Annotated in this window: 18 protein-coding genes; 6 read left to right on the forward strand and 12 right to left on the reverse strand. The window is 47.5% G+C overall.

The window, feature by feature from the left end; all coding sequences use genetic code 11:
• Positions 1–90 precede the first annotated feature (90 nt).
• From QP794_RS24900 to QP794_RS24915, 4 genes are read right to left on the reverse strand one after another with little or no spacing between them, the layout of a single operon-like run.
• Positions 91–639 carry a WXG100 family type VII secretion target gene (locus tag QP794_RS24900; protein ID WP_079346819.1) on the reverse strand — a complete coding sequence of 183 codons (549 nt, stop codon included), beginning with the start codon at positions 637–639 and terminating at the stop codon, positions 91–93.
• 6 nt (positions 640–645) lie between these two features.
• Positions 646–1,476, reverse strand: coding sequence for a hypothetical protein (locus QP794_RS24905; RefSeq protein ID WP_285079441.1), 831 nt, complete (start codon positions 1,474–1,476; stop codon positions 646–648).
• Positions 1,477–1,492: 16 nt separating this feature from the next.
• Positions 1,493–5,497: a type VII secretion protein EssC gene (gene essC, locus QP794_RS24910; RefSeq protein WP_285079442.1), complete on the reverse strand. Its 4,005-nt coding sequence runs from the start codon at positions 5,495–5,497 to the stop codon at positions 1,493–1,495.
• Positions 5,498–5,552: 55 nt separating this feature from the next.
• Positions 5,553–5,873, reverse strand: coding sequence for a hypothetical protein (locus tag QP794_RS24915; protein WP_024630324.1), 321 nt, complete (start codon positions 5,871–5,873; stop codon positions 5,553–5,555).
• A gap of 424 nt (positions 5,874–6,297) precedes the next feature.
• On the opposite strand from QP794_RS24915, the gene QP794_RS24920 reads away from it, so the two are divergent.
• Entirely contained in the window at positions 6,298–6,537 is a 240-nt protein-coding gene (locus tag QP794_RS24920; RefSeq protein ID WP_024630323.1) for a hypothetical protein, read from the forward strand.
• A gap of 125 nt (positions 6,538–6,662) precedes the next feature.
• Here QP794_RS24920 and QP794_RS24925 read toward each other — a convergent pair whose 3' ends face one another.
• The 6 genes from QP794_RS24925 to QP794_RS24950 form a co-directional block, all read right to left on the reverse strand.
• Complete coding sequence (locus QP794_RS24925) at positions 6,663–6,815, reverse strand: hypothetical protein (RefSeq protein WP_179132691.1); 153 nt, start codon at positions 6,813–6,815, stop codon at positions 6,663–6,665.
• Between the two features lie 248 nt (positions 6,816–7,063).
• Positions 7,064–8,539: an aldehyde dehydrogenase family protein gene (locus QP794_RS24930; RefSeq protein WP_285079443.1), complete on the reverse strand. Its 1,476-nt coding sequence runs from the start codon at positions 8,537–8,539 to the stop codon at positions 7,064–7,066.
• A 179-nt stretch (positions 8,540–8,718) separates the two neighbouring features.
• Positions 8,719–9,258 carry a GNAT family N-acetyltransferase gene (locus QP794_RS24935; protein ID WP_285079444.1) on the reverse strand — a complete coding sequence of 180 codons (540 nt, stop codon included), beginning with the start codon at positions 9,256–9,258 and terminating at the stop codon, positions 8,719–8,721.
• Between the two features lie 183 nt (positions 9,259–9,441).
• Positions 9,442–9,780, reverse strand: coding sequence for a L,D-transpeptidase (locus QP794_RS24940; protein WP_285079445.1), 339 nt, complete (start codon positions 9,778–9,780; stop codon positions 9,442–9,444).
• A 56-nt stretch (positions 9,781–9,836) separates the two neighbouring features.
• A complete protein-coding gene (gene rsgA, locus QP794_RS24945) occupies positions 9,837–10,919 on the reverse strand; it encodes a ribosome small subunit-dependent GTPase A (protein WP_285079610.1) in 1,083 nt (360 codons plus the stop codon).
• A gap of 489 nt (positions 10,920–11,408) precedes the next feature.
• Entirely contained in the window at positions 11,409–12,002 is a 594-nt protein-coding gene (locus tag QP794_RS24950) for a DUF2087 domain-containing protein (RefSeq protein WP_285079612.1), read from the reverse strand.
• Between the two features lie 176 nt (positions 12,003–12,178).
• On the opposite strand from QP794_RS24950, the gene QP794_RS24955 reads away from it, so the two are divergent.
• The 3 genes from QP794_RS24955 (at position 12,179) to QP794_RS24965 (ending at position 14,327) form a co-directional block, all read left to right on the forward strand.
• Positions 12,179–13,177: a YpdA family putative bacillithiol disulfide reductase gene (locus QP794_RS24955; protein ID WP_285079446.1), complete on the forward strand. Its 999-nt coding sequence runs from the start codon at positions 12,179–12,181 to the stop codon at positions 13,175–13,177.
• A gap of 5 nt (positions 13,178–13,182) precedes the next feature.
• Positions 13,183–13,626: a DUF441 domain-containing protein gene (locus tag QP794_RS24960; protein WP_024630316.1), complete on the forward strand. Its 444-nt coding sequence runs from the start codon at positions 13,183–13,185 to the stop codon at positions 13,624–13,626.
• Between the two features lie 185 nt (positions 13,627–13,811).
• Positions 13,812–14,327 (forward strand): hypothetical protein, encoded by a 516-nt coding sequence (locus QP794_RS24965; protein WP_024630315.1) that lies wholly within the window; start codon positions 13,812–13,814, stop codon positions 14,325–14,327.
• Positions 14,328–14,446: 119 nt separating this feature from the next.
• On the opposite strand, the gene QP794_RS24970 is transcribed toward QP794_RS24965, so the two are convergent.
• Both QP794_RS24970 and QP794_RS24975 read right to left on the reverse strand, forming a co-directional pair.
• Positions 14,447–14,896: an NUDIX domain-containing protein gene (locus tag QP794_RS24970; protein WP_024630314.1), complete on the reverse strand. Its 450-nt coding sequence runs from the start codon at positions 14,894–14,896 to the stop codon at positions 14,447–14,449.
• 71 nt (positions 14,897–14,967) lie between these two features.
• On the reverse strand, positions 14,968–15,264 hold the full coding sequence (locus QP794_RS24975) for a HesB/YadR/YfhF family protein (RefSeq protein WP_024630313.1): 297 nt from the start codon (positions 15,262–15,264) through the stop codon (positions 14,968–14,970).
• Between the two features lie 530 nt (positions 15,265–15,794).
• Between QP794_RS24975 and QP794_RS24980 the strand changes: the two genes are divergently transcribed.
• Entirely contained in the window at positions 15,795–17,540 is a 1,746-nt protein-coding gene (locus tag QP794_RS24980; RefSeq protein WP_285079448.1) for an ABC transporter ATP-binding protein, read from the forward strand.
• 12 nt (positions 17,541–17,552) lie between these two features.
• Positions 17,553–19,643 carry an ABC transporter ATP-binding protein gene (locus QP794_RS24985; protein WP_285079449.1) on the forward strand — a complete coding sequence of 697 codons (2,091 nt, stop codon included), beginning with the start codon at positions 17,553–17,555 and terminating at the stop codon, positions 19,641–19,643.
• Positions 19,644–19,755: the final 112 nt, after the last annotated feature.

Raw genomic sequence — 19,755 nt, forward strand, 5'->3', positions numbered from 1 at the left:
ATTTTTGGCATTCTAAACTTCACTTAACATCCTGTTTATAAAAAATTCACTTTCTGCTGTCCTGCTTACTCAGCCTTGTAGCCCGTGGGTTCAAGAAACCACAGGTTCGGTTCCTCTTCTCCCACGAAAGGAGGGATCTGTGAATCTCCATGCCACAGGTTCAGGCTGCATGGCCTGGATCAGAGTCGCCGGTGAGCCGTCAGGCGGCGCAGCATCCTGGACACGGTATACTGCCGCTACCGCAGAAAACGGGTCGGATACAACAGCAGCAGCTGCCGAATGCGCAGGCATAATCTCTCCTGCACGCTCCGTCTGAAGAACATTCAACATATTGACCGCATTGCCATAGGCTGTGTTCACATGACTCAACACTGTACGATACTCCATGTCCACCTGCTGGAATAACACGGCCTTGCGTCCCAGCTGTACGCTCAAGTCCATAAAACGACGTACCGCTGCTTCGCAGAGCCGCTTACTGTGATTCCATTCATTCATTACCGCGGCGCGGGCTTCAAAATCCCACTCCAGCGAATGAATCGCCTGATCCAATACTGTCATCTTTTGCTGTATTTGCTCCGCCGCATACTGAATCTGCCTGCTCAGTGCCCGAAGCACATCCGGTTCCACACGAATGCGCATTTACCATCACCTTTCCTCTTCCCCTGCAGGCTGTTTAAGCCAGTCCAGCAGCATCTCGTGAAACTGTTCTCTCGTCGTCAGTGCTGCAACAAGCCAATCATCCGAAGCCGCAGTACTCATGCGAAACAGCCAGTTGGATACCGCGCTTGCAGCGAAAGCCGCAGACTGTGATTTCCATTCTTCTCCGTTCCATACGAGCAACCGCAGTTCTCCCTCTGATTCCTTGCTCACCAGACAGCGTGCAAGCGCAAGTGACCCCTCGGGATCGCTCGTCTCCTGTACCAACTCATCCGCCACTGTCTGAGATTCTTTGTTCTTCAGATCATTCATCACATCATAAAATTTTTTCTTGGAGCACATTAGAGCCGGCTTTTCCGCCGGAGAATGACCACTCCAGTTCATCCTTTGAATCAGAAAATCAATTGCTTCACGAACGTTTCCCAAATCACTCAGCCGGAACGAATCCGGTTCGTCTGCAACACGGGATACTTCAACGACACGTTCATCCGTGCAGTGCACATAACTTTCATACGACTTGCCGCTGTGCGTGTAGCGAATCCAGCAAGCCCTGTCGGACAGTCCCGCAATGGCTACCCTGGAGAAAACGGTCGGTGTCATGATCAGCTCATTGCTGTCCTGATCCTGAATCAGATATCCTTTGTCGAGCAGGGATGTTTTTACGCGCTCCCACTCCAAAGCAATGTCTTCCGCCATATATCCGCGGAACGGATCTTCCACGCCAAGCAAACGGTCTGAACCGAGAATACCGGCCAGGAAAAAAAGCTCTTTTATTTGCAAAGTGACTACCTTTTGCTTGGAATCATGAACCGTCAACATTATGAGCCACCTCCCCTCAAACTACAACATGCCATCGGTCACGAATTTCAGAAATCCAATCGGTCATTTTCCAGGTGCCATCACATGGAATTGCACCTTTAACCCTGGAATATTTACGTTTTACATAATAACCTTGACCCGGAGGCAGTACCTTCAGCCCAGTTGAACTCCCCCCGGATTCCGAATAAGGTATACGGAAGAACGAGAGATCATTAGGGTCTAAAGTCCCAAACAACAATCCGCTCTGGGAAGCCTTCACATCGTTCACCCAGTCAGATCCAAAGGTTGGGAAGTCTGCCGGAACTCCTGACAGAATCACATGTATGCCTCGATCCCTGCCTTGACGAACGATCGCTCCCAATTGATCCTTCACATTAAAATCATTTAATTGCTTGGATAACGTATCCGCATCGTCGATAACGAGAACGATCTCCGGACCACCGGTTAGCTCGCCTCTTTTTAGAACTTCATCGTACAACTGTTGGATCACAGGTGCAAGCTGTTCTTCACGGGATACATGTCCACGGACATGGGGCAAACTGCTGATTTCCCCCAGTCCTCCGGAACCATACCGCATATCTACCGTGTATATTTGCACGTCTTCTGGAGACGCATGATACGCAAGTGATAACATCCAGGTCAACAAAAATGTCGTTTTGCCGCCTTCCATCGGACTCGTAACCATGAAATGCGGCCCTTCGCGCAGATTCAGCTGGAAGGGTTCCAGATCATCGGTCAGCAAACCTACGGGTACGGTTAAAGAAGAGATGTCTCCGACTTGCCCGAAGGTCCCTGTACGGATAAGCACATCTTTGAGCTTCACCTCTTCCGGGAGTGGTGCAATCTGCGGCGCTTCTTCTCCGTTCCAGCTTTCTCTGATCTCTGCTATCATGCGGCGCAGAGCGGAAGAACGCTTGCCCTCATCTGCTCCGGATGACGGCAACGCCGCCTGGAACATCAATGGAGGAACCTGTCCTTTGACTAGTCCTCTTCCAGGCGGAAGCTGGCTAGGTGCCTTGGACGGCCGTCCCACTGCGTAATAATAGTCGCTTGGATCAGATAATTCAAATGATACCGCATTGGGAATATTGCTTCTGAATTTCTCAAATACATCCGTGACACGATTGGCCGTGAGGATAAATGTAATTCCCAGGCTGCCGCCTTCACGAAGGATCGTTTCCAGAAGTTCATTCTCCTCAGGATACGCATTCCGGAAGGAAAGATATCCATCGATAACCACTACAATTTGCGGCACGGCGGCATGGGCTGTGCGACGGTAGGCTGATATCGTCTTAACCCCGGCTTCCGAGATCATATCTTTGCGTTGTGCAGACAGTTTCAGGATATAGCGGAACAAGCGCTTGATCCGATCCTCCTCTTCAGACATCATTACAGCACCGATCTGAGGCAAGCCAGCGAAATCCTTCATCATCCGGCCCATATCGATGATATATCCATGCCAAGGTTCAGTCCGCTTAGAACGAGCCAGTGACATCAGCAAGGTTTGAACAAACGTCGTTTTGCCCAGACCAGGCATACCGTATACAACCAGATGTCCCTGATCCACCGGAAGCGCTAGCGGCTGCTGTCGCTGATTAGGAAGATCATCCAGCAGGCCAACCACAGGTTTCAGGCCGCTGGCACCGCCGTCAAGCAATGCCTCACGATTCTCTTCCTCCTGCCAGTCGCTGAGGCTCTCCCATTCCAGTGTCTCAGGCAAAGGTGGCAACCAGGGTCCTGGCAATCGGGTGATCCCCGCCTCTGCAGCCGCTTCTGCCACATAATCAATAAATACCTGGAGCTGCTTGGGCACATCCTCACCTTTAAGCACAGCTCTGCGCTCTCCAGTCAACAGTGGCTCACGCTTCCCGTTTAAACGCACCTCCATCACAGGCAATACCGTGCTTGTATCTTCCTGTTGATTATACGGCGCACCACTCCAGGCAAATTGCATTTCCTCAAACACTTCATCACTGCCAACCTGAAAATATCCCCGACCCGGCTTGGTGATCCAGGCCGCATTCGGAATTTTGATCATATCCCGGCTGTCCCGTTCGCTTTGAACACGAAGACAGATACGGAAACGGGAATTGCTCCAAATTTTATCATCGACCACACCGGCAGGCTTTTGGGTTGCCAGTATCAGATGTACACCCAGTGTCCGGCCAATGGCCGCTATGCTGATTAATTCATCCATGAATTCCGGCTGATCCCGCTTCAACTGCGCAAACTCGTCAATGATGATAACTAAATGCGGCAGCGGCTGTTCATGTCTGGAACGCAGAATTTTGTAATACTCATCAATGTGCTGGAGATTTCCGGCATCATTTAAGATTTTTTGCCTTCTGACCAACTCGGCCCGAAGTGAAATATTCGCGCGTTCAATCAAGTTCCCATCCAGATTGGTAATCGTACCGACGACGTGAGGCAAGCCCACAAATGTATTCGACATTCCGCCGCCCTTATAGTCAATCAACATAAAGGCCAGATCATGCGGGTGAAACTCTGCTGCCAGAGAGGCCACAATCGACTGGATAACTTCACTTTTGCCTGAACCGGTAGTCCCTGCGATCAGACCATGCGGGCCATGACCCTGACGTTCAATTTTATCATGTAAGTTAATCGCAATTTTCTTGCCACCAGCTCGCACACCCATAGGTACGGGCAGGGTGTCCGGGTATCGTGTCTGGCCCCAGCGTGTAACCACGTCCAGATCTTCCACTCGTGATGTACTCAACATATCAAACAGCGGGAGCACCTGTGGTATATCCGAAGCTGAGGAACGTTTCAGACGAATTGGTGACATATAACGAGAGAGCGCCTCTGCGGACTCTCTGGAGATCACATCCGGCAAGTACGTTTGCCTGATCACGTCGGCATCCTCGGTTTTTTTGATATACAGCCCTTTGCCTTTGGAAGCCTCCATAATTAACTGACAATGCATGGGTAATGATTCCTTGCGGTTTGCCAGTATGATGGTACATACATCGATCTCCTGGGCCGATTCCAGCAGCAAGGGAAGTAGCGGTTCTTCTTCTATTAATTGAGTATCCGAGAGAACTACCACGTAACATGGCGTTTGCACGGTTTTCTTGTAGCGATCTTCCTTATTATTACGCCTCCGGTTCAACACGGAAAACAAGCTGTCCGCCAATTGATGCGCACCGCTGTGCCTGTCGGCCATATAGCGTTGTCCCTGATCTTCATCCCAGATATGGGGCAGCCAGCGCAGCCAATCCCATTCCTTTGTTTCCTTTTCTTCGTAAAAGGCAGCAATCTTTAATTCATCCGGTGAATGACGAACCGTCAGTTGTGAGATAATCACCCGTAATGAAGCGAGCACTTCCTCTCGATTACCGACCAGGCCCATCACTTTGGACTGAAATAGCGGTAATGTAATCGACGCATCAGGCACCGTTTCGAATTCAGCAGCCAATTCATGAGCCGCTTCAATCAACTCATCCTTTTCATACCCGTCCACACGAGGAACCTGCAGTTTGATTCGAAACGGAATCTCGCCCGTGCCAATACGCACCTGCAAGAAGTCATCATCCTCAGGCGAACGTTCCCATAGCGAACTGTTGCGGTTCTTCACCACTTGCAGACATACATTGGGATCCCCATGAATTTCATACAGACTTTTTACTTGCTCCGCTTGGGCTTCCTTCAGTTCTTCACGGTGCTTCTCCAGCTGTGCACGATACATGGCTGTACGCTCTTCCAGCTTTTGGCGATAGGTCTTTTTGTTGCTCAGATACACAAAAAACGGAATCGTGTATGACGTAAGCATCATCATAACCGTCATCATCTGAAACATCATATAATTGCTATTGCCCATATTGCCGCTAATATTGATATATACGTAGAAACCGATGCTAACCATCGTCATCATGATGGGTACTATAATAGAAATCATTGAAAAAGTAGGTTTGTTGGGTTCAGCCGGAGGCCTTAGAATCTCCAGCTTTTCTTCCTTGAGAACCGGTGTCATTCTTGGAGAACGCTGATATAACACATTCACGAAGAGAAGACCTCCTTTATTTCATTGCCGTAATCAATATATACGTTCAGAACGTTCATTCGTTGCTGTCCTGCTGAAACAATGAACGTCTTCCATAGACAGGCGCTTCTTCAGAAGTGGTGGAGAATGCCCGCTGGACTCGCACACAACTGCCTTGACGCAGCCCTGTTTCCATTAACTGTTGTGCGTTCTGTGGTGAGAACCACAATCCTTCCGGAAATTTGGCTTCAAGGATGTACTGAATGCCCTCTCCAGGTGCCTGGCCGAAAATACGAACCCCCAGCAATGTCTTCAGATGTTCAATAGTACATTCATCCGGGACCTCGATGTCGAACCACTCGCCTTCCTCCCGGCCGGAATACACGGTAAGAATCAAAAATAATCCCTCCCATGGTCTCATATGTAAATTGTCCTAGTGTCAAATTAAATCAAAAAAAAGTTGATGAAACGCTATTCCATCCCTATTTTCTTACATAAACACCCTGTTTGCAATGTGCAACCTGTAATTTTGTTACATATGACCCACGTATATATTAAAATATCGTCCATTCGACTCAGAACTTTCGAGGCAGTAGTCACATTAATTATTGCAAAGATGCGAAACCACACGAATACCTTCCATATAAATGGAAATGACAAGCTGGTTTTTCGGGACTTTTTATTGCTTCGCCCACAATTGAATTGTGAACACTTTTCAAACAATGCCCACCTTTATGTTTTCATAAGCTGATTTTAAGGTAATTTTAAGCATTGGTATTTAATATAACCAGTAAGAAATAACTCTCGTGAGGTGATTTCTAGTGAGAACACTAATAACTTTTCAAAACAAATCAATCCCTGTATATTTCAATCAAGAAAACAAACAACCTGTGCAAAAGACACTCCGATTGCTTAGCAGTGCCCTTGAGCATAAGATTAGCAATGGTAAACGTGCTTTACAGAAATGTCTGCAATCATTGATTAGTATTGAGATTGTCGGTGGTGAAGCCATTCTTCACAGCCGTAGCGAAAATGACTCCCTCGCCTTATCACTTTATTAAGATGAGTCAGTTGTTTACTTCAACTTGGAAACTGCGAATTCATTCATTCGCGAACATAAGGAAAAGGAAGCTTGCCGTTGAGGACAAGCTTCCTTTTTTGTGTATCAAATCCCTTTTATCTATCTCTAATGCAATCTGCTGACGACATAGGCGGTTTCGTGTTCTTCTTCCATCTCGGCCTTCTGGATTCGAATGACAAACAATCGAACCAGATTATCACGTGTATTTTCTTCCTGACAAGTATTCAGCTTTCTCAGAATGAAACGGTCAATGGACATGAAGTTCAGGCCCCTTTACCTATTGGATTTACGGATCTCTTCTGCCCGTGTACCCATAAATAACCAGATTTCAGAAGCTCCAAACAGCTTTTCCACATCATTTCCTCACCTGTTTTTCAAGCATGTAAAAACATGCAAAAGACCGCCCCATCAAGCTTGAGGCGGGTTTTGCGCGATCTATGTCACGCTTTACCGAAACCTATCTGATTATAAAACAAAGTAGTTTCTAAGCCACGCTAGCTGTCGAACTATTGCACTCCAGGATAATCCCGATATTGATGCTGAATGCTGATCCAGCGAGTCCGCGTGAATTTCTCGATAGCCCAATCGCCACCGAAACGGCCAATACCTGAGGATTTCTCGCCACCAAACATGACATGAGCCTCATCATTCACGGATTGATCATTGACATGCACCATGCCCGATTCAATCTGCTGAGCAATTTGATACCCTCTTTCGAGATTTCGGGTAAATACGGAGCCGCTTAATCCATAAGGCGTATCATTTGCCAGGCGCACGGCCTCCTGCTCATCCTGCGCTTTCATGATTACCGCGACAGGTCCAAACAGTTCCTGTTGTACAATATGCTGATCCGGTTTCACATCCGCGAGCACGGTGGGCTCCAGCACACTGCCTTTGCTTGTACCACCCAGCAGCAATCTGGCTCCTTCCGCCTTGGCTCCTTTAATCAAGTCAAGCAGCCGTTCCACTTCCTTCTCACGAATAAGCGGGCCAACCAGCGTTTGGGCATCGGCAGGGTCACCAGCCTGAATTTTTTTTGTTTTAGCGAGAAAAGATTCTACGAACTTGTCGTAAATATCAGCATGCACAATAATACGATTAAGGGCCATACAGATCTGCCCCTGATGCAGGAATTTACCGAACACCGCAGACTCCGCAGCACGTTCAATGTCCGCGTCTTCCAGGACAACCATCGCATTGTTGCCACCAAGCTCAAGCGCAGTTTCTTTCAAATGCTCACCAGCCAGTTTGCCGATGCCCTGCCCCACCTTTGTGGAGCCTGTAAAGGAAATGACTTTAGGTATGGGATGCGCTACAAAATAATCGCCTATCTCACTCCCGCTTCCAGCAACCACATTCAGTACGCCTTCAGGTAATCCTGCTTGCTCAAACAGATCTGCAATAAGCCAACCAGCCGTAATCGGGGTATCGGACGCAGGCTTAATAACGACTCCATTACCCAGAGCAATAGCTGGAGCTACAGAACGTAGACACAAGTGCAAAGGAAAATTCCAAGGGCCAATGACACCAATGACTCCCTTGGGCTCGCGCACAACTCGATTCTCTTTCCCTGGTGTATTTGAAGGTAGTATTTCCCCCTTCATTCGATAAGGGAACGAAGCAGCTTCATCCACAATCCGTTTCGCAGAAGCAAACTCTGCCTCAGCCTTGATGCGTGTGCTTCCGGATTCCGTAATCAGCAGCTTTACAATTTCCTCTTTGCGCTCTGTCATGAGAGCCGACACTTTGCGAAGTACACCTTCTTTTACCGCTGGCAGGGATTTCTTCCATTCCACCGAGCTCTTTTGGGCGGCCTCATATGCCTGATCTATATTTTCCTTGTTCGAGGATCGCCAGGTTGCGATGACCTCTCCCGTGTACGGATTTTTATTTTCCAGTGTTTTCTCGCCGGAGCCTTCTACCCATTCGCCATTAATAAATTGTTTCGTCCATGTTGTATGTTCTGTCTCCATTAAAGTCATCTGAATAACGCCTCCCAATCAAGATTGAATGTCACACCTTAAAGCGGTGTAATAGTTCATTAACCTTGTTAAGGATTACGCAAACGTGAAGAACAGTCGAATCCTTTCATCCTAACATAGGAAAAAGCTCATCAATGGTCTACATATTTAGCTACATATTCAGCCATATTTTCATCACCCTACTGTCTGGTCAGGTCTTTTCCTCCAAATAACGTCAAGTCCTCCCAGCCATAAGCAACCTCTGCCAGATCTTGACCGCCAATCCGGATTTGCTGTGTTTGGACAGGAATTCCGCCCATCTTTTCATAGAAACGACAGGCTGAATTTTGCTCCAGTGCCCAGATCAACAAACTCCCCATGTTCAGGGAATGGAGATAACGAACAACGTGTCTTGCCAGTTGCTGGCCAATCCCCGTTTGTTGCACTTCTTTCAGTAAATAAATGGCATATAGCTCAGCATCGTAAGGCAGCTTGCCTTCACGTTCCTTCCCACCGCAGGCAAATCCGACAGTTTCCCCGTTGTCCTGTTCAGCCACCACCAGAATCTGATCCTTTTCGCCAGAGCGAATATTTCGCTCCCATTGGGGCAGCCTTGATTCCGTAGTCAGATTATCCAAAAAATCATCAGGCACGATCCCCCGATAAGTCGTCTTCCAACTCTCTGTATGTACATGAGCTACGGCTTCCGCATCCCCTTCACGCGCCGGTCTAATCCGCATGTAATCACTCACTTTCTCTCATCACTTCCGTGGCTTTACAATAGTATATGTGCAATGCGTATCAATTCCAAATCCATCCATATGGACCATTATCCGAATTGATTCTCCAGATCAGTGGAGGAGTCTGGTCCTTCTCTATGGATATCGCTAAGCGCTTCTATTCGTTGGCGTAAAAATCCGGCCCTAGGGCCGGATCGTTACTTGTGTGCCTACTGACACTTTGGAAGACAGGTCCAGCACATCCGAGTTATACATGCGTATGCATCCATGGGAAACAGACTTGCCAATGGATGAAGGATCATTGGTTCCATGAATTCCATAATGCGGCGCCGACAACCCCATCCAAAGAACACCGAATGGCCCTCCAGGATTCTCCTGCTTGTTAATAATTGTAAACACACCGTTTGGCGTTTGCGTAAGCATCTTGCCTATTGCGACAGGATAGCCCTTAACCACCTGCGAGCCATCCACAAGATATAACATGTGATCCGACAGGTCTACGATGATGCTGTAATCAGGCATGATGACATCCCTCCTAACCTATCCTATGCAGGATACAAAGGGATGCCCACCTGGTCTCAGGCCTCTTCCCAGTCTTTTGTACTGCGGACATGTTTTGGTTTGCGGGAACTGACAGGTTTGCTTGAAGCGGTCCGTCGTTTGGAGGCTATCTCTTCTTTGCGTTGTTGAAACTTCAGTTCCTTCTGCATTTTCAAGTAGTTACCCAGCCTTTTTTCATCCAATGAACCTTCCTGAATGGCCTCCTTCACTGCGCAACCGGCTTCCCGGGTATGGGTGCAATCCTGGAACCTGCATTCCGCAGCGAGCTGCTCAATTTCACCAAAGGCGTGAGACAAACCATCCTGACCTTCATCCCACAGATTAAGTTCACGCATTCCCGGCGTGTCAATCAATACCGCTCCCTGCGGCAGTACGAACAATTCCCGATGAGTGGTCGTATGCCGTCCACGGCTGTCATCCTCACGAACGGCCTGCGTGAGCTGTACACTCTCACCCATCATCCAATTGACGAGAGTCGACTTGCCACTACCAGAAGAACCTGTTAAGGCAACCGTTGTGCCTGGAGACAGAAATTTTTCAAGTAAAGACTTGCCCTGATCCTGAACAGCTGACAATGCCAACACTTCAATCCCTGGAGCAATGCCCTCCACCAGCGAAATTTGTTCTTCCACATTCTCACACAGATCGCTTTTGCTTAGAATGATGACCGGTCTGACACCACCATTCCAGGCCATCATAATGTACCTTTCGAGCCGTCTCAGATTAAAATCATGATTAAGAGCAGCAACGATCAGCAATGTATCCACATTCGCCGCAATCAATTGCTCTTTGGTCACCGAACCAGCGGCTTGTCTGGATACCCTGCTCTGACGCGGCACAATGCTGTGAATGATGGCTTCTTCTCCAGCTTGCCCTGTAACAGCGACCCAGTCCCCAACGGCAGGCACAACGCCCGTTTCCAGATGATCATGACGCATCCGTCCGGATACCCGTCCCCAGCATTCTCCCTCAGACGTAATCAGCCGAAGCAATTGCCCGTGATCCGCAATAATTCTTGCCGGTTTTCTTGCTTGTTCTTCCATACCCGTCTGCTGCCACTGCTCCTGCCACTTTGCAGACCAGCCGTATTTCTCCATCATGTTATTCAAAATAAAAATTCCTCCCGATATATGGTGTTTTATCCTTCATTGACATTGACAACGATCAACACTGAGCGCTCCGATCCGGCATCAAAAGCAAATAAGCCACGAGCAGCACTGCACCCGCGACAATTAGAAGTTAGCCGAATAAATGATTGTTTGTACGGTATTCATATTGGATGCATCATTACGACAATCCAATACTCGTTATCCAGAAACAACCCATTTTCGGCATACAAAAAGCCACGGGTACGTCACCCGTGGCTTCATTTGTGCATGTTATTGTATTTTACGTACATGGACAATATTGCGAACAATATTGCCAACTGCCGTAAAATTACATGCATTGATCCGTTCCGGAGACGCTGTTCATATTCAAATTAACGTATACTGCCATTAGATTTGTCATTTAACATCGCCTCCCTTGTAGAATTATCCATCATGTTACACAGCTTCAACCGCTCTTGTCAAGTCTAATTATTTATTCACTTATTTCACTTGATCCCACCGTGTCCACATCTCCTTCGGATTCAGCTCATAGATCCCATCATCACGGTACATGAACTGGTGCATGATAAACTCCCGACGAATGGTGGCAAAATCCTCATGATAATTTTGAATAAATGTATTGATTTCTTTCTCTGTATACTTCTGTCCGAATTCAAGCTGCTCCACCAAATGACCCAGCACAATCAGCTTTTTCTTATATTGAGCCGGGATTTGACGCAGTCGTCCATCCTTGGAGAAAAAATTCCGCATCACGGATGCCTTCAGCGTTTCATTCACATCACTCATATCGGCAACCTCCTCTTGTCTAAAAATAAAATCAACTGAAGCCTGCGCATGCTCCCGAATAAAATAGGGATTGAGCGAGAAAAACACCGTATTTTTCTCTCTTCGTTCCTTGATTAGCGCCGCTTCTCTTAGCTTGGATGCATGATGTGTAACGGTTGGCTGTGACAGGTTAAGCTTCTCAGCAAGCGCTTGACCGTGAAGTTCTCCCTGGGACAACAGCAGCAGCATCCGAAGCCGGGTAGGATCAGCCAGGGCTTTATGGTAAGCCACAATCTTCTCCAGTTGCATTTCATTCAACTCACTTTCATTTAGATGTTCATCTAATTTGATATTAGTCTTTTCCCTCTCCTAAGTCAATTCCCCAGCATCAAGATCATATCTTTGCGTCAGAATCCTTCTAGAACTGGCATTGAGCCCGTATTTACGGTAGGATTATAATGCTTGAAATAAGGAGGATTAAGAACATGGAAGATGTCATTATTATCGGCGGAGGCCCATGCGGTCTGTCTGCTGCCATTGAATGCGAGCGGCTGGGACTGTCCGCTGTCATTGTTGAGAAATACAATATCGTCCAATCTATTTATCTGTATCCAACCCATATGCAGTTTTTCAGTACAGCGGAATTGCTAGAGATTGGGAATGTTCCGTTCAGCACACCGAACGACAAACCTTTTCGTTACGAGGCACTCGCCTATTATCGCAAGGTAGCCGAACATTTCGGTCTTCGCGTTCATAATTATGAGGAAGCCCAAGAAATCAAACACAAGGACGATGGCACGTTCGAGGTACATACAGTCAATCGTCGTGGGCAGGTAGTCGTTCATGAAGGACGAAATGTTGTTGTTGCTACAGGTTATTTTGACCACCCTAACTATCTTGGCATCCCTGGAGAAGACAAGGATAAAGTCACTCATTATTTCCGCGAAGCTCATCCTTATACACGTACACGTGTCGCCATCATTGGAGGTAGTAATTCAGCTGTCGATGCTGCCATGGAACTCGTTCGTGTCGGCGCACATATCGACATGGTTTATCGTGGGAACGGTGTTTCAGAGCACATTAAACCGTGGGTTCGTCCATTGTTCGAAAGTATGGTGCAAAAAGGCAAAATCTCACTTCATCTTGGCTCACGTGTAAATGAAATTTTGGACGATTCCATTCGTCTGCTGCATTCTGATGGATCAACAAGTGAACTGGAAAATGACTTTGTGCTGGCCTTGACCGGTTTCCGTCCTGACCGCAAACTGCTTTCTTCCGTAGGTGTCGAGATGTCCGAGGATATGGATAAACCAGTATATAATCCGCAGACAATGGAGAGCAGCGTACCAGGTATATACGTTGGCGGAGTAATCGCATCAGGACGCAACGCCAATGAAGTGTTTATCGAATCCGGGCGCTGGCATGGAAGATATATTGCAGAACATATCGTAGGTCGTCATCGCGGGCAGACCGAAGGGGAATGAAATCAATGGATATGACCTCACTGCTGTTGCTCGTGTTTGCGGCGCTAGGTATTATCAGCAGTAATACACCCGTAACCGTAGCCATGGTATTTCTGTTGTTGCTGCGGGTACTGAACCTGAATCAGGCTTTTCCCTGGCTGGAAAAGTATGGACTCACGATCGGTATCATCATCCTGACTATTGGTGTTATGGCACCACTTGCCAGCGGCAAGATCAGTTTGCAGACGATTGGAGAGTCTTTTCTGCACTGGAAATCATTGCTCGCCATTGGTGTCGGATTACTTGTCGCCCATCTGGGAGGACGAGGAGCTACGCTGATGAGTACACAGCCTACTGTCGTTGCCGGACTGCTTATAGGTACTGTGCTTGGCGTTGCCTTGTTTAAGGGTGTGCCAGTCGGCCCACTGATTGCAGCAGGAATTTTATCCTTACTGCTGGGAAAATCATAATCAAAGTTGGGACTTGACATCCTTCTGCCGACTGGCTGTTTTTCCCACCGTTGTATGATATACTTCTATTCATGCAATTCAAGCACCCAAGTCCATAGCAGAGAAATCAATTGAATGATCCTTCATTCCGTATTAAATTGATTCACCTCGCAACTATTAATGGCCGCAGGAGGATTCAGGAACCCATGTCACGTCAGTTTGTTACAGAAGCCGTGATGGTGGCAATTTACGGTCAATTACTCGCGCCGCCGGCGCCTGTTGAATATATTGTTCCTTATACCACCATCCTTGAGTTATATGAATTCCAGACCAGCCCTGACCCTTTGATGGATAATCCGGCAGATGACCAGCATGTGAAATCCAAGATTAACGAAATCATTTCTTATTTTGAAGAACCGTTGAATAAGAAAAAAATAGAGCGTGCCCTTGCTGTTCCCTGGGCCAAAAGTCCGTCCATCCTGTTTGGTGATCAGGTCTCCATTGCCATCATTAATGCGATTGATACCGCACAATATGGTGAATATTTTGATCCAATTGAGACCGAACTGCTTCTCACTTCACAGCGTTTGGATACCCCTATCCTTACTGATCAGGTCGAATTGATTGCACGCATCATTGAATCGGCATCCCCTGTGCAGGTATTCGATATTGACGATTTTGATTTTGCGATGGATGATGAAGAACCACTTGATCAAGTCTAGGTAGGAAACCCTAGTTTATGATAAGGGTCATCGTACTCATGGATATTGGTCCATCGATTGCTGATTGCCATAACAAAGAAGAAGCCTTCCCGGGAGGAAAGGCTTCTTCTTTGTTGTATTTATTCTATCTCGGAGTACCTCAGCAATAAGCGACTAAGATCATTCAGCCTGGGCAATGATTTGAGATCAAAAAACTTCAGTCCGGCTTCGCTATTCACTCGTGATTCTACGAGCGAATCCTGAACAATGTGCGCCCTGAACAGGGCAATAACAAAATATTCTTCATCCCCACTGGCATGCAAATGTCTCAGATTCGGACCGGAGTGCAAACCTTCAAGTGTCATATGAGTGGCGGTCCACCCCGTCTCTTCCCACAGTTCCCTGTGTGCGGTGTCCTCAATGGCTTCTCCCGGGCGCATCTGTCCCGCAGGAATACGCCAATGTCCGTGTTCAGCGTGCTGAATCAGCAATAATTCACCTTTTTCATTCTCGGCCCGAACCGCCGCCTTTACAACAATATGAGAGCGGTTCGCGATATACTGGGCCAAATCTCGGGCTGGCGGATTCACTTCGTATCTCCTCCTGTTCGAAAATTGGTGCGTCCGGTGATGAGCCATTCTATATACGCAGAGATATCACTTTAAATCTCAGTGTAGCGATATTCGATATCCTGTCCTTCTTCAACGACATCTACATGAAGTTGATGACCCTTCAGATACCAGTAATCATGATCTTCCATAAAAAATTGGATACCCGATACCTTCGTTTGATCCGCAGGATGTCTCGGTTCCTCCACAGCGATCCCGAGGGAAAAGCCGGGATGAAGACCTCCGCCGGAGCTATAACGGGCGAAGAATCGAATGCTGTCTCCTTCGTTCAAATTCAGTTCTTCCTTATACCAGCGAGCAGCGCGGTCAGATACATGTATGGTACTCATTTGGTGTCAGCTCCTTCTCTATATATATGTTCCATCATATCGCTAGAATGGCCTGATTACAAACCTCAACCACACCAAATACACAAAAAAAGTTGATTCACGCCTCATTATTCCATCACAATCCGCAGCATCTTCTGTTTTGAAAAACGTTTGACAGATTGTAAAAGTCGGTGTTAAGATGCAAACATACGAGATCCACATGCAATTTATTACCAAAAAAGAAAGGGTGATTACGGTGTTTAACTATGACGATCTACATCAATTCAGCACACAACTAAATACCGGAGCACCCATGAAATCGTTATTCCGTTCATAAGACCGCATCACAGAAGCCTCTAATCAGGTTTGCTGTTTTGTACTCTCACAATCGAACTTTATCTACGGTGGTGGCTCTGCTCTCGGAGCCATGCTGCCGTATGAATGATACCCAAGACATACCGCCTGCGTGCGGTATGTCTTTTTTTGTGGGTTCAGCTGGCTAAACATGAACGGAACATGCATTTCACGAACTTGAAAGGAAGGGATACCACTTGTTCTCTGTACTTAAAAATCTGGCCTGGTTCTTCCGGCTGGAACGCAAACGATACCTCATTGGTGTCACCTTGCTTATTATGGTGGGCATCATTGAACTGCTGCCACCTCGTCTTCTGGGCAATGCCATTGACGAGATTGTACGCGGTTCCATTACCGGCGCCTCACTCACACGTTACATTTTTCTTATCCTTGGATCGGTCATCATTATCTATCTGACAACGTACATATGGATGCACAAACTGTTTGGCGGTGCCAATCTGGTTGAACGCTTGCTGCGGTCACGCTTTATGGACCATTTATTGCGGATGACCCCGCCTTTTTTTGAGAAAAACAGAACTGGCGATCTGATGGCACGTGCTACGAATGATCTTCGTTCCATTGCCACCACAGCAGGCTTCGGCATGCTGACGTTAACCGACTCCACTGCTTTTCTGGCAACCGTATTATTCGCCATGGGTTTCCTGGTTAGCTGGAAGCTGACCCTAGCTGCAATTTTGCCTCTGCCTTTTATCGCCATCGCCATGATGATCTATGGTAAAGCTGTGCACCAAAGATACACATTGGCACAGGATGCATTCGGGGATATGAACGATCAGGTGCTTGAATCGATTGCCGGCATTCGAGTCGTGCGTGCCTATGTGCAGGAACGTCTGGACGAGAAAAGATTCGCCGATGTCACCGAAGATGTGTACCGCAAAAATCTGGCGGTTGCCAAGATGGATGCGCTGTTCGAACCCACCATCCGGTTATTTGTCGGACTCAGTTATGTGATAGCACTTGCCTACGGCATCTATCTTGTTTTTCACAATGAAATTACCCTGGGGGATCTTGTATCGTTCAATATGTACCTGGGGATGATGATCTGGCCAATGTTCGCCATTGGCGAATTGATTAACTTGATGCAGCGTGGTAGCGCCTCACTCGATCGTGTTAACGAGACGCTATCTGTAGAACCTGCCGTAAAAGATGTTGAGCAGCCTGCTCACATTACGAATCCGGAAGAGATTGCGATGCAGGACGTCACCTTCCGTTACCCTAGTTCCACCATCGACAATCTCAGTCATGTCAGCTTTTCGCTTCGACGTGGGCAGACACTTGGTATCGTGGGACGTACAGGTAGCGGCAAGTCCACCCTGCTCAAACAATTGCTTCATGAATACCCGGCCGGATCGGGTAAGTTAAGCATCTCCGGTCATGCAATTCAGGATATCGCCAAAGACGACCTGCACAGCTGGATTGGATACGTTCCTCAGGAACAGGTGCTTTTCTCCAAATCTGTCCGCCAGAACATTCAATTCGGCAAACCAGGTGCAGATGATGGTGTGATTATGGAAGCGATTCGCACCGCAGCCTTTGATGGAGATTTGGGTACATTATCCGATGGTCTGGACACACTCGTTGGTGAAAAAGGAATTGCGCTGTCCGGTGGACAGAAACAGCGGGTATCGCTGGCCCGTGCCTTTATCGCCGATCCGGACATATTGATTCTGGATGATGCCTTATCTGCCGTCGATGCACGAACCGAAGCCAAAATTATTGAAAATATACGCAACAAACGCTCAAACAAAACAACGCTGATCTCGACTCACCGCCTGTCCGCTATCGAACACGCTGACCGAATCATCGTACTGGAGCACGGGAAAATTACGGAAGAAGGAACCCATCAAGAACTGCTTGCTATGAACGGCTGGTACCGTGAACAGTATGAACGGCAGCAGGTGGAGTCTAATTTGTCCACGTAGGAGGTCAACGCTTTGAAGTCTAATACAGGCAAACGGCTGCTTCAATACGCCCTAAAAGCCAAAGGTACGTTTATTGCCGCTTTAATTATGCTTACAATCGGGGTTGCGGCTGAGCTTGCCGGCCCTTTCATCGCCAAGTCCATGATCGACAATCATTTGCTCGCCATTGAGCAGCCTTTCTATGAGACTACAGCTTCAAGTGAAGCTGCGGTCTACAATGGAAAGAACTACAAACGTGAAGGCCGGTATGAACCGAATGAAACAAAAGGTACAGAGGTACGCGTACTGCAGGCCGGAAGAAGTTTTTATTTTGTGAATGAACCCGTTAGTGCCCCCGATGGGGATCGTACCTATGCAGACGGAACACTGACGGTTACACGCGCAGGCGAAGTGACGGGTCAATATGCGGCGGTGCCACTATCCGCTGGTGAACTCTTTGCCTTTTACAAACCGGAAATGCCAAGCATCTATCAACTGATTATGTATTACATGATTTTCCTTGTCATCTCGGTCATTATGGAGTTTGGTAAAACATACTGGCTGCAATCATCTGCCAACAAAGTCATTCAAAGACTGCGTAACGATGTGTATGCACATATCCAACGATTGCCGGTACACTTTTTTGATAACCTGCCTGCAGGTAAAGTGGTTTCCCGGGTCACCAACGATACCGAAGCCGTCAAGGATCTGTTCGTTGCAGTTCTGTCGAACTTTTTCTCAGGGATCATTACGATTACGGGCGTATATGTTGCGCTCTTCCTGCTGGATTTCCGCCTCGGATTAATCTCATTGTTCGTTGTACCGATGCTGGTGCTGTGGATTGTGCTCTATCGTAAAATCGCGACTCGTTACAACACGATTATTCGTTCACGTCTGAGTGAGATTAATGCCATTATTAATGAATCCATCCAGGGGATGTCCATTATCCGGGTATTCCGTCATCAGAAGCAGACCAAGCAGGAATTCGAGGATCTGAATGATGATTATATGAAACACCAGAACAAAATGCTCAATCTGAACGCCTTCACCTCACACAACCTGGTTAACGTACTGCGGAATATGGCGTTTGCGGTTGTCCTGTGGTACTTCGGTTCCAGTGTGCTGGACGGCACAAGTATCATCTCGCTGGGTGTGCTGTATGCATTCGTTGACGTCCTCGGGCGTTTGTTCCAGCCGATTACGGGTATGGTAAACCAACTGGCTAACCTGGATTCCTCCCTTGTATCGGCCGGACGTGTCTTTGAGTTGATGGATGAGAAAGGTGAACCGGTAACTGATGGCTCGATGCCGAGATATAAGGGAAATGTCGTGTTTGACGATGTATCCTTTGCTTACAAAAAAGATTATGTGCTGAACAACATCTCGTTCAAAGCATCACAAGGTCAAACGGTCGCCCTGGTGGGCCATACCGGTTCGGGTAAAAGCTCGATCATCAACCTGCTGTTTCGGTTCTATGACCCACAGAAAGGCAAGATCACGATCGACGGTCAGAACGTGAAGGACCTGCCTAAACAGTGGATTCGAGAACATATGGGCATTGTACTTCAAGATCCTTACCTGTTCACAGGTACTGTAGCCTCCAACGTCAGTCTGGGTGATGAGCAGATTACGCGTGCGCAGATCGAACAGGCGCTGCGAGACGTAGGTGCAGAACGAATTCTCGCCCATCTTCCGCAAGGATTCGACGAGCCGGTTATCGAAAAAGGAAGTACGTTATCTGCCGGACAACGGCAATTAATCTCCTTCGCTCGAGCACTGGCCTTCGATCCAGCGATTCTGATTCTCGATGAAGCTACAGCTAACATTGATACCGAAACGGAAGCCTTAATTCAAAATGCACTCGAAGTCCTCAAAAAAGGACGTACCACCTTCATCATCGCCCACCGTCTGTCCACCATTCGTTCAGCAGACCAGATTCTGGTCCTGCACCGCGGACGTATTGTGGAACAAGGTGCACATGATGAGCTGATGGAACTCAAGGGACGCTATTATCAGATGTATCAGTTACAGCAAGGTGCTCAATCAGCACCGGATATGAATGGAAACAACGCACTGGGCGAGGCCATTCGAACCACTTCCTCCTTTGCTGGAGGCGGCGTGTAAGTAGAACGGGAATAAATGAACATAAATACATTAACCAACCGATATGCCCGCGGACCTCTTGGTCTGCGGCAGATCGGTTTTTTATTTTGTCCGTTCCTCTTATTGACAATAG

Source organism: Paenibacillus sp. UMB7766-LJ446, from assembly GCF_030226665.1.
Classification (GTDB): Bacteria; Bacillota; Bacilli; order Paenibacillales; family Paenibacillaceae; genus Paenibacillus; species Paenibacillus vandeheii.

Coding starts and splice junctions, on each gene's coding strand:
- QP794_RS24900 (WP_079346819.1), bottom strand. CDS start 639: ATGCGCATTCGTGTGGAACCGGATGTGCTTCGGGCACTGAGCAGGCAG.
- QP794_RS24905 (WP_285079441.1), bottom strand. CDS start 1,476: ATGTTGACGGTTCATGATTCCAAGCAAAAGGTAGTCACTTTGCAAATA.
- QP794_RS24925 (WP_179132691.1), bottom strand. CDS start 6,815: ATGTCCATTGACCGTTTCATTCTGAGAAAGCTGAATACTTGTCAGGAA.
- QP794_RS24930 (WP_285079443.1), bottom strand. CDS start 8,539: ATGACTTTAATGGAGACAGAACATACAACATGGACGAAACAATTTATT.
- QP794_RS24935 (WP_285079444.1), bottom strand. CDS start 9,258: ATGCGGATTAGACCGGCGCGTGAAGGGGATGCGGAAGCCGTAGCTCAT.
- QP794_RS24940 (WP_285079445.1), bottom strand. CDS start 9,780: ATGCCTGATTACAGCATCATCGTAGACCTGTCGGATCACATGTTATAT.
- rsgA (WP_285079610.1), bottom strand. CDS start 10,919: ATGATGGAGAAATACGGCTGGTCTGCAAAGTGGCAGGAGCAGTGGCAG.
- QP794_RS24950 (WP_285079612.1), bottom strand. CDS start 12,002: ATGCAACTGGAGAAGATTGTGGCTTACCATAAAGCCCTGGCTGATCCT.
- QP794_RS24955 (WP_285079446.1), top strand. CDS start 12,179: ATGGAAGATGTCATTATTATCGGCGGAGGCCCATGCGGTCTGTCTGCT.
- QP794_RS24960 (WP_024630316.1), top strand. CDS start 13,183: ATGGATATGACCTCACTGCTGTTGCTCGTGTTTGCGGCGCTAGGTATT.
- QP794_RS24965 (WP_024630315.1), top strand. CDS start 13,812: ATGTCACGTCAGTTTGTTACAGAAGCCGTGATGGTGGCAATTTACGGT.
- QP794_RS24975 (WP_024630313.1), bottom strand. CDS start 15,264: ATGAGTACCATACATGTATCTGACCGCGCTGCTCGCTGGTATAAGGAA.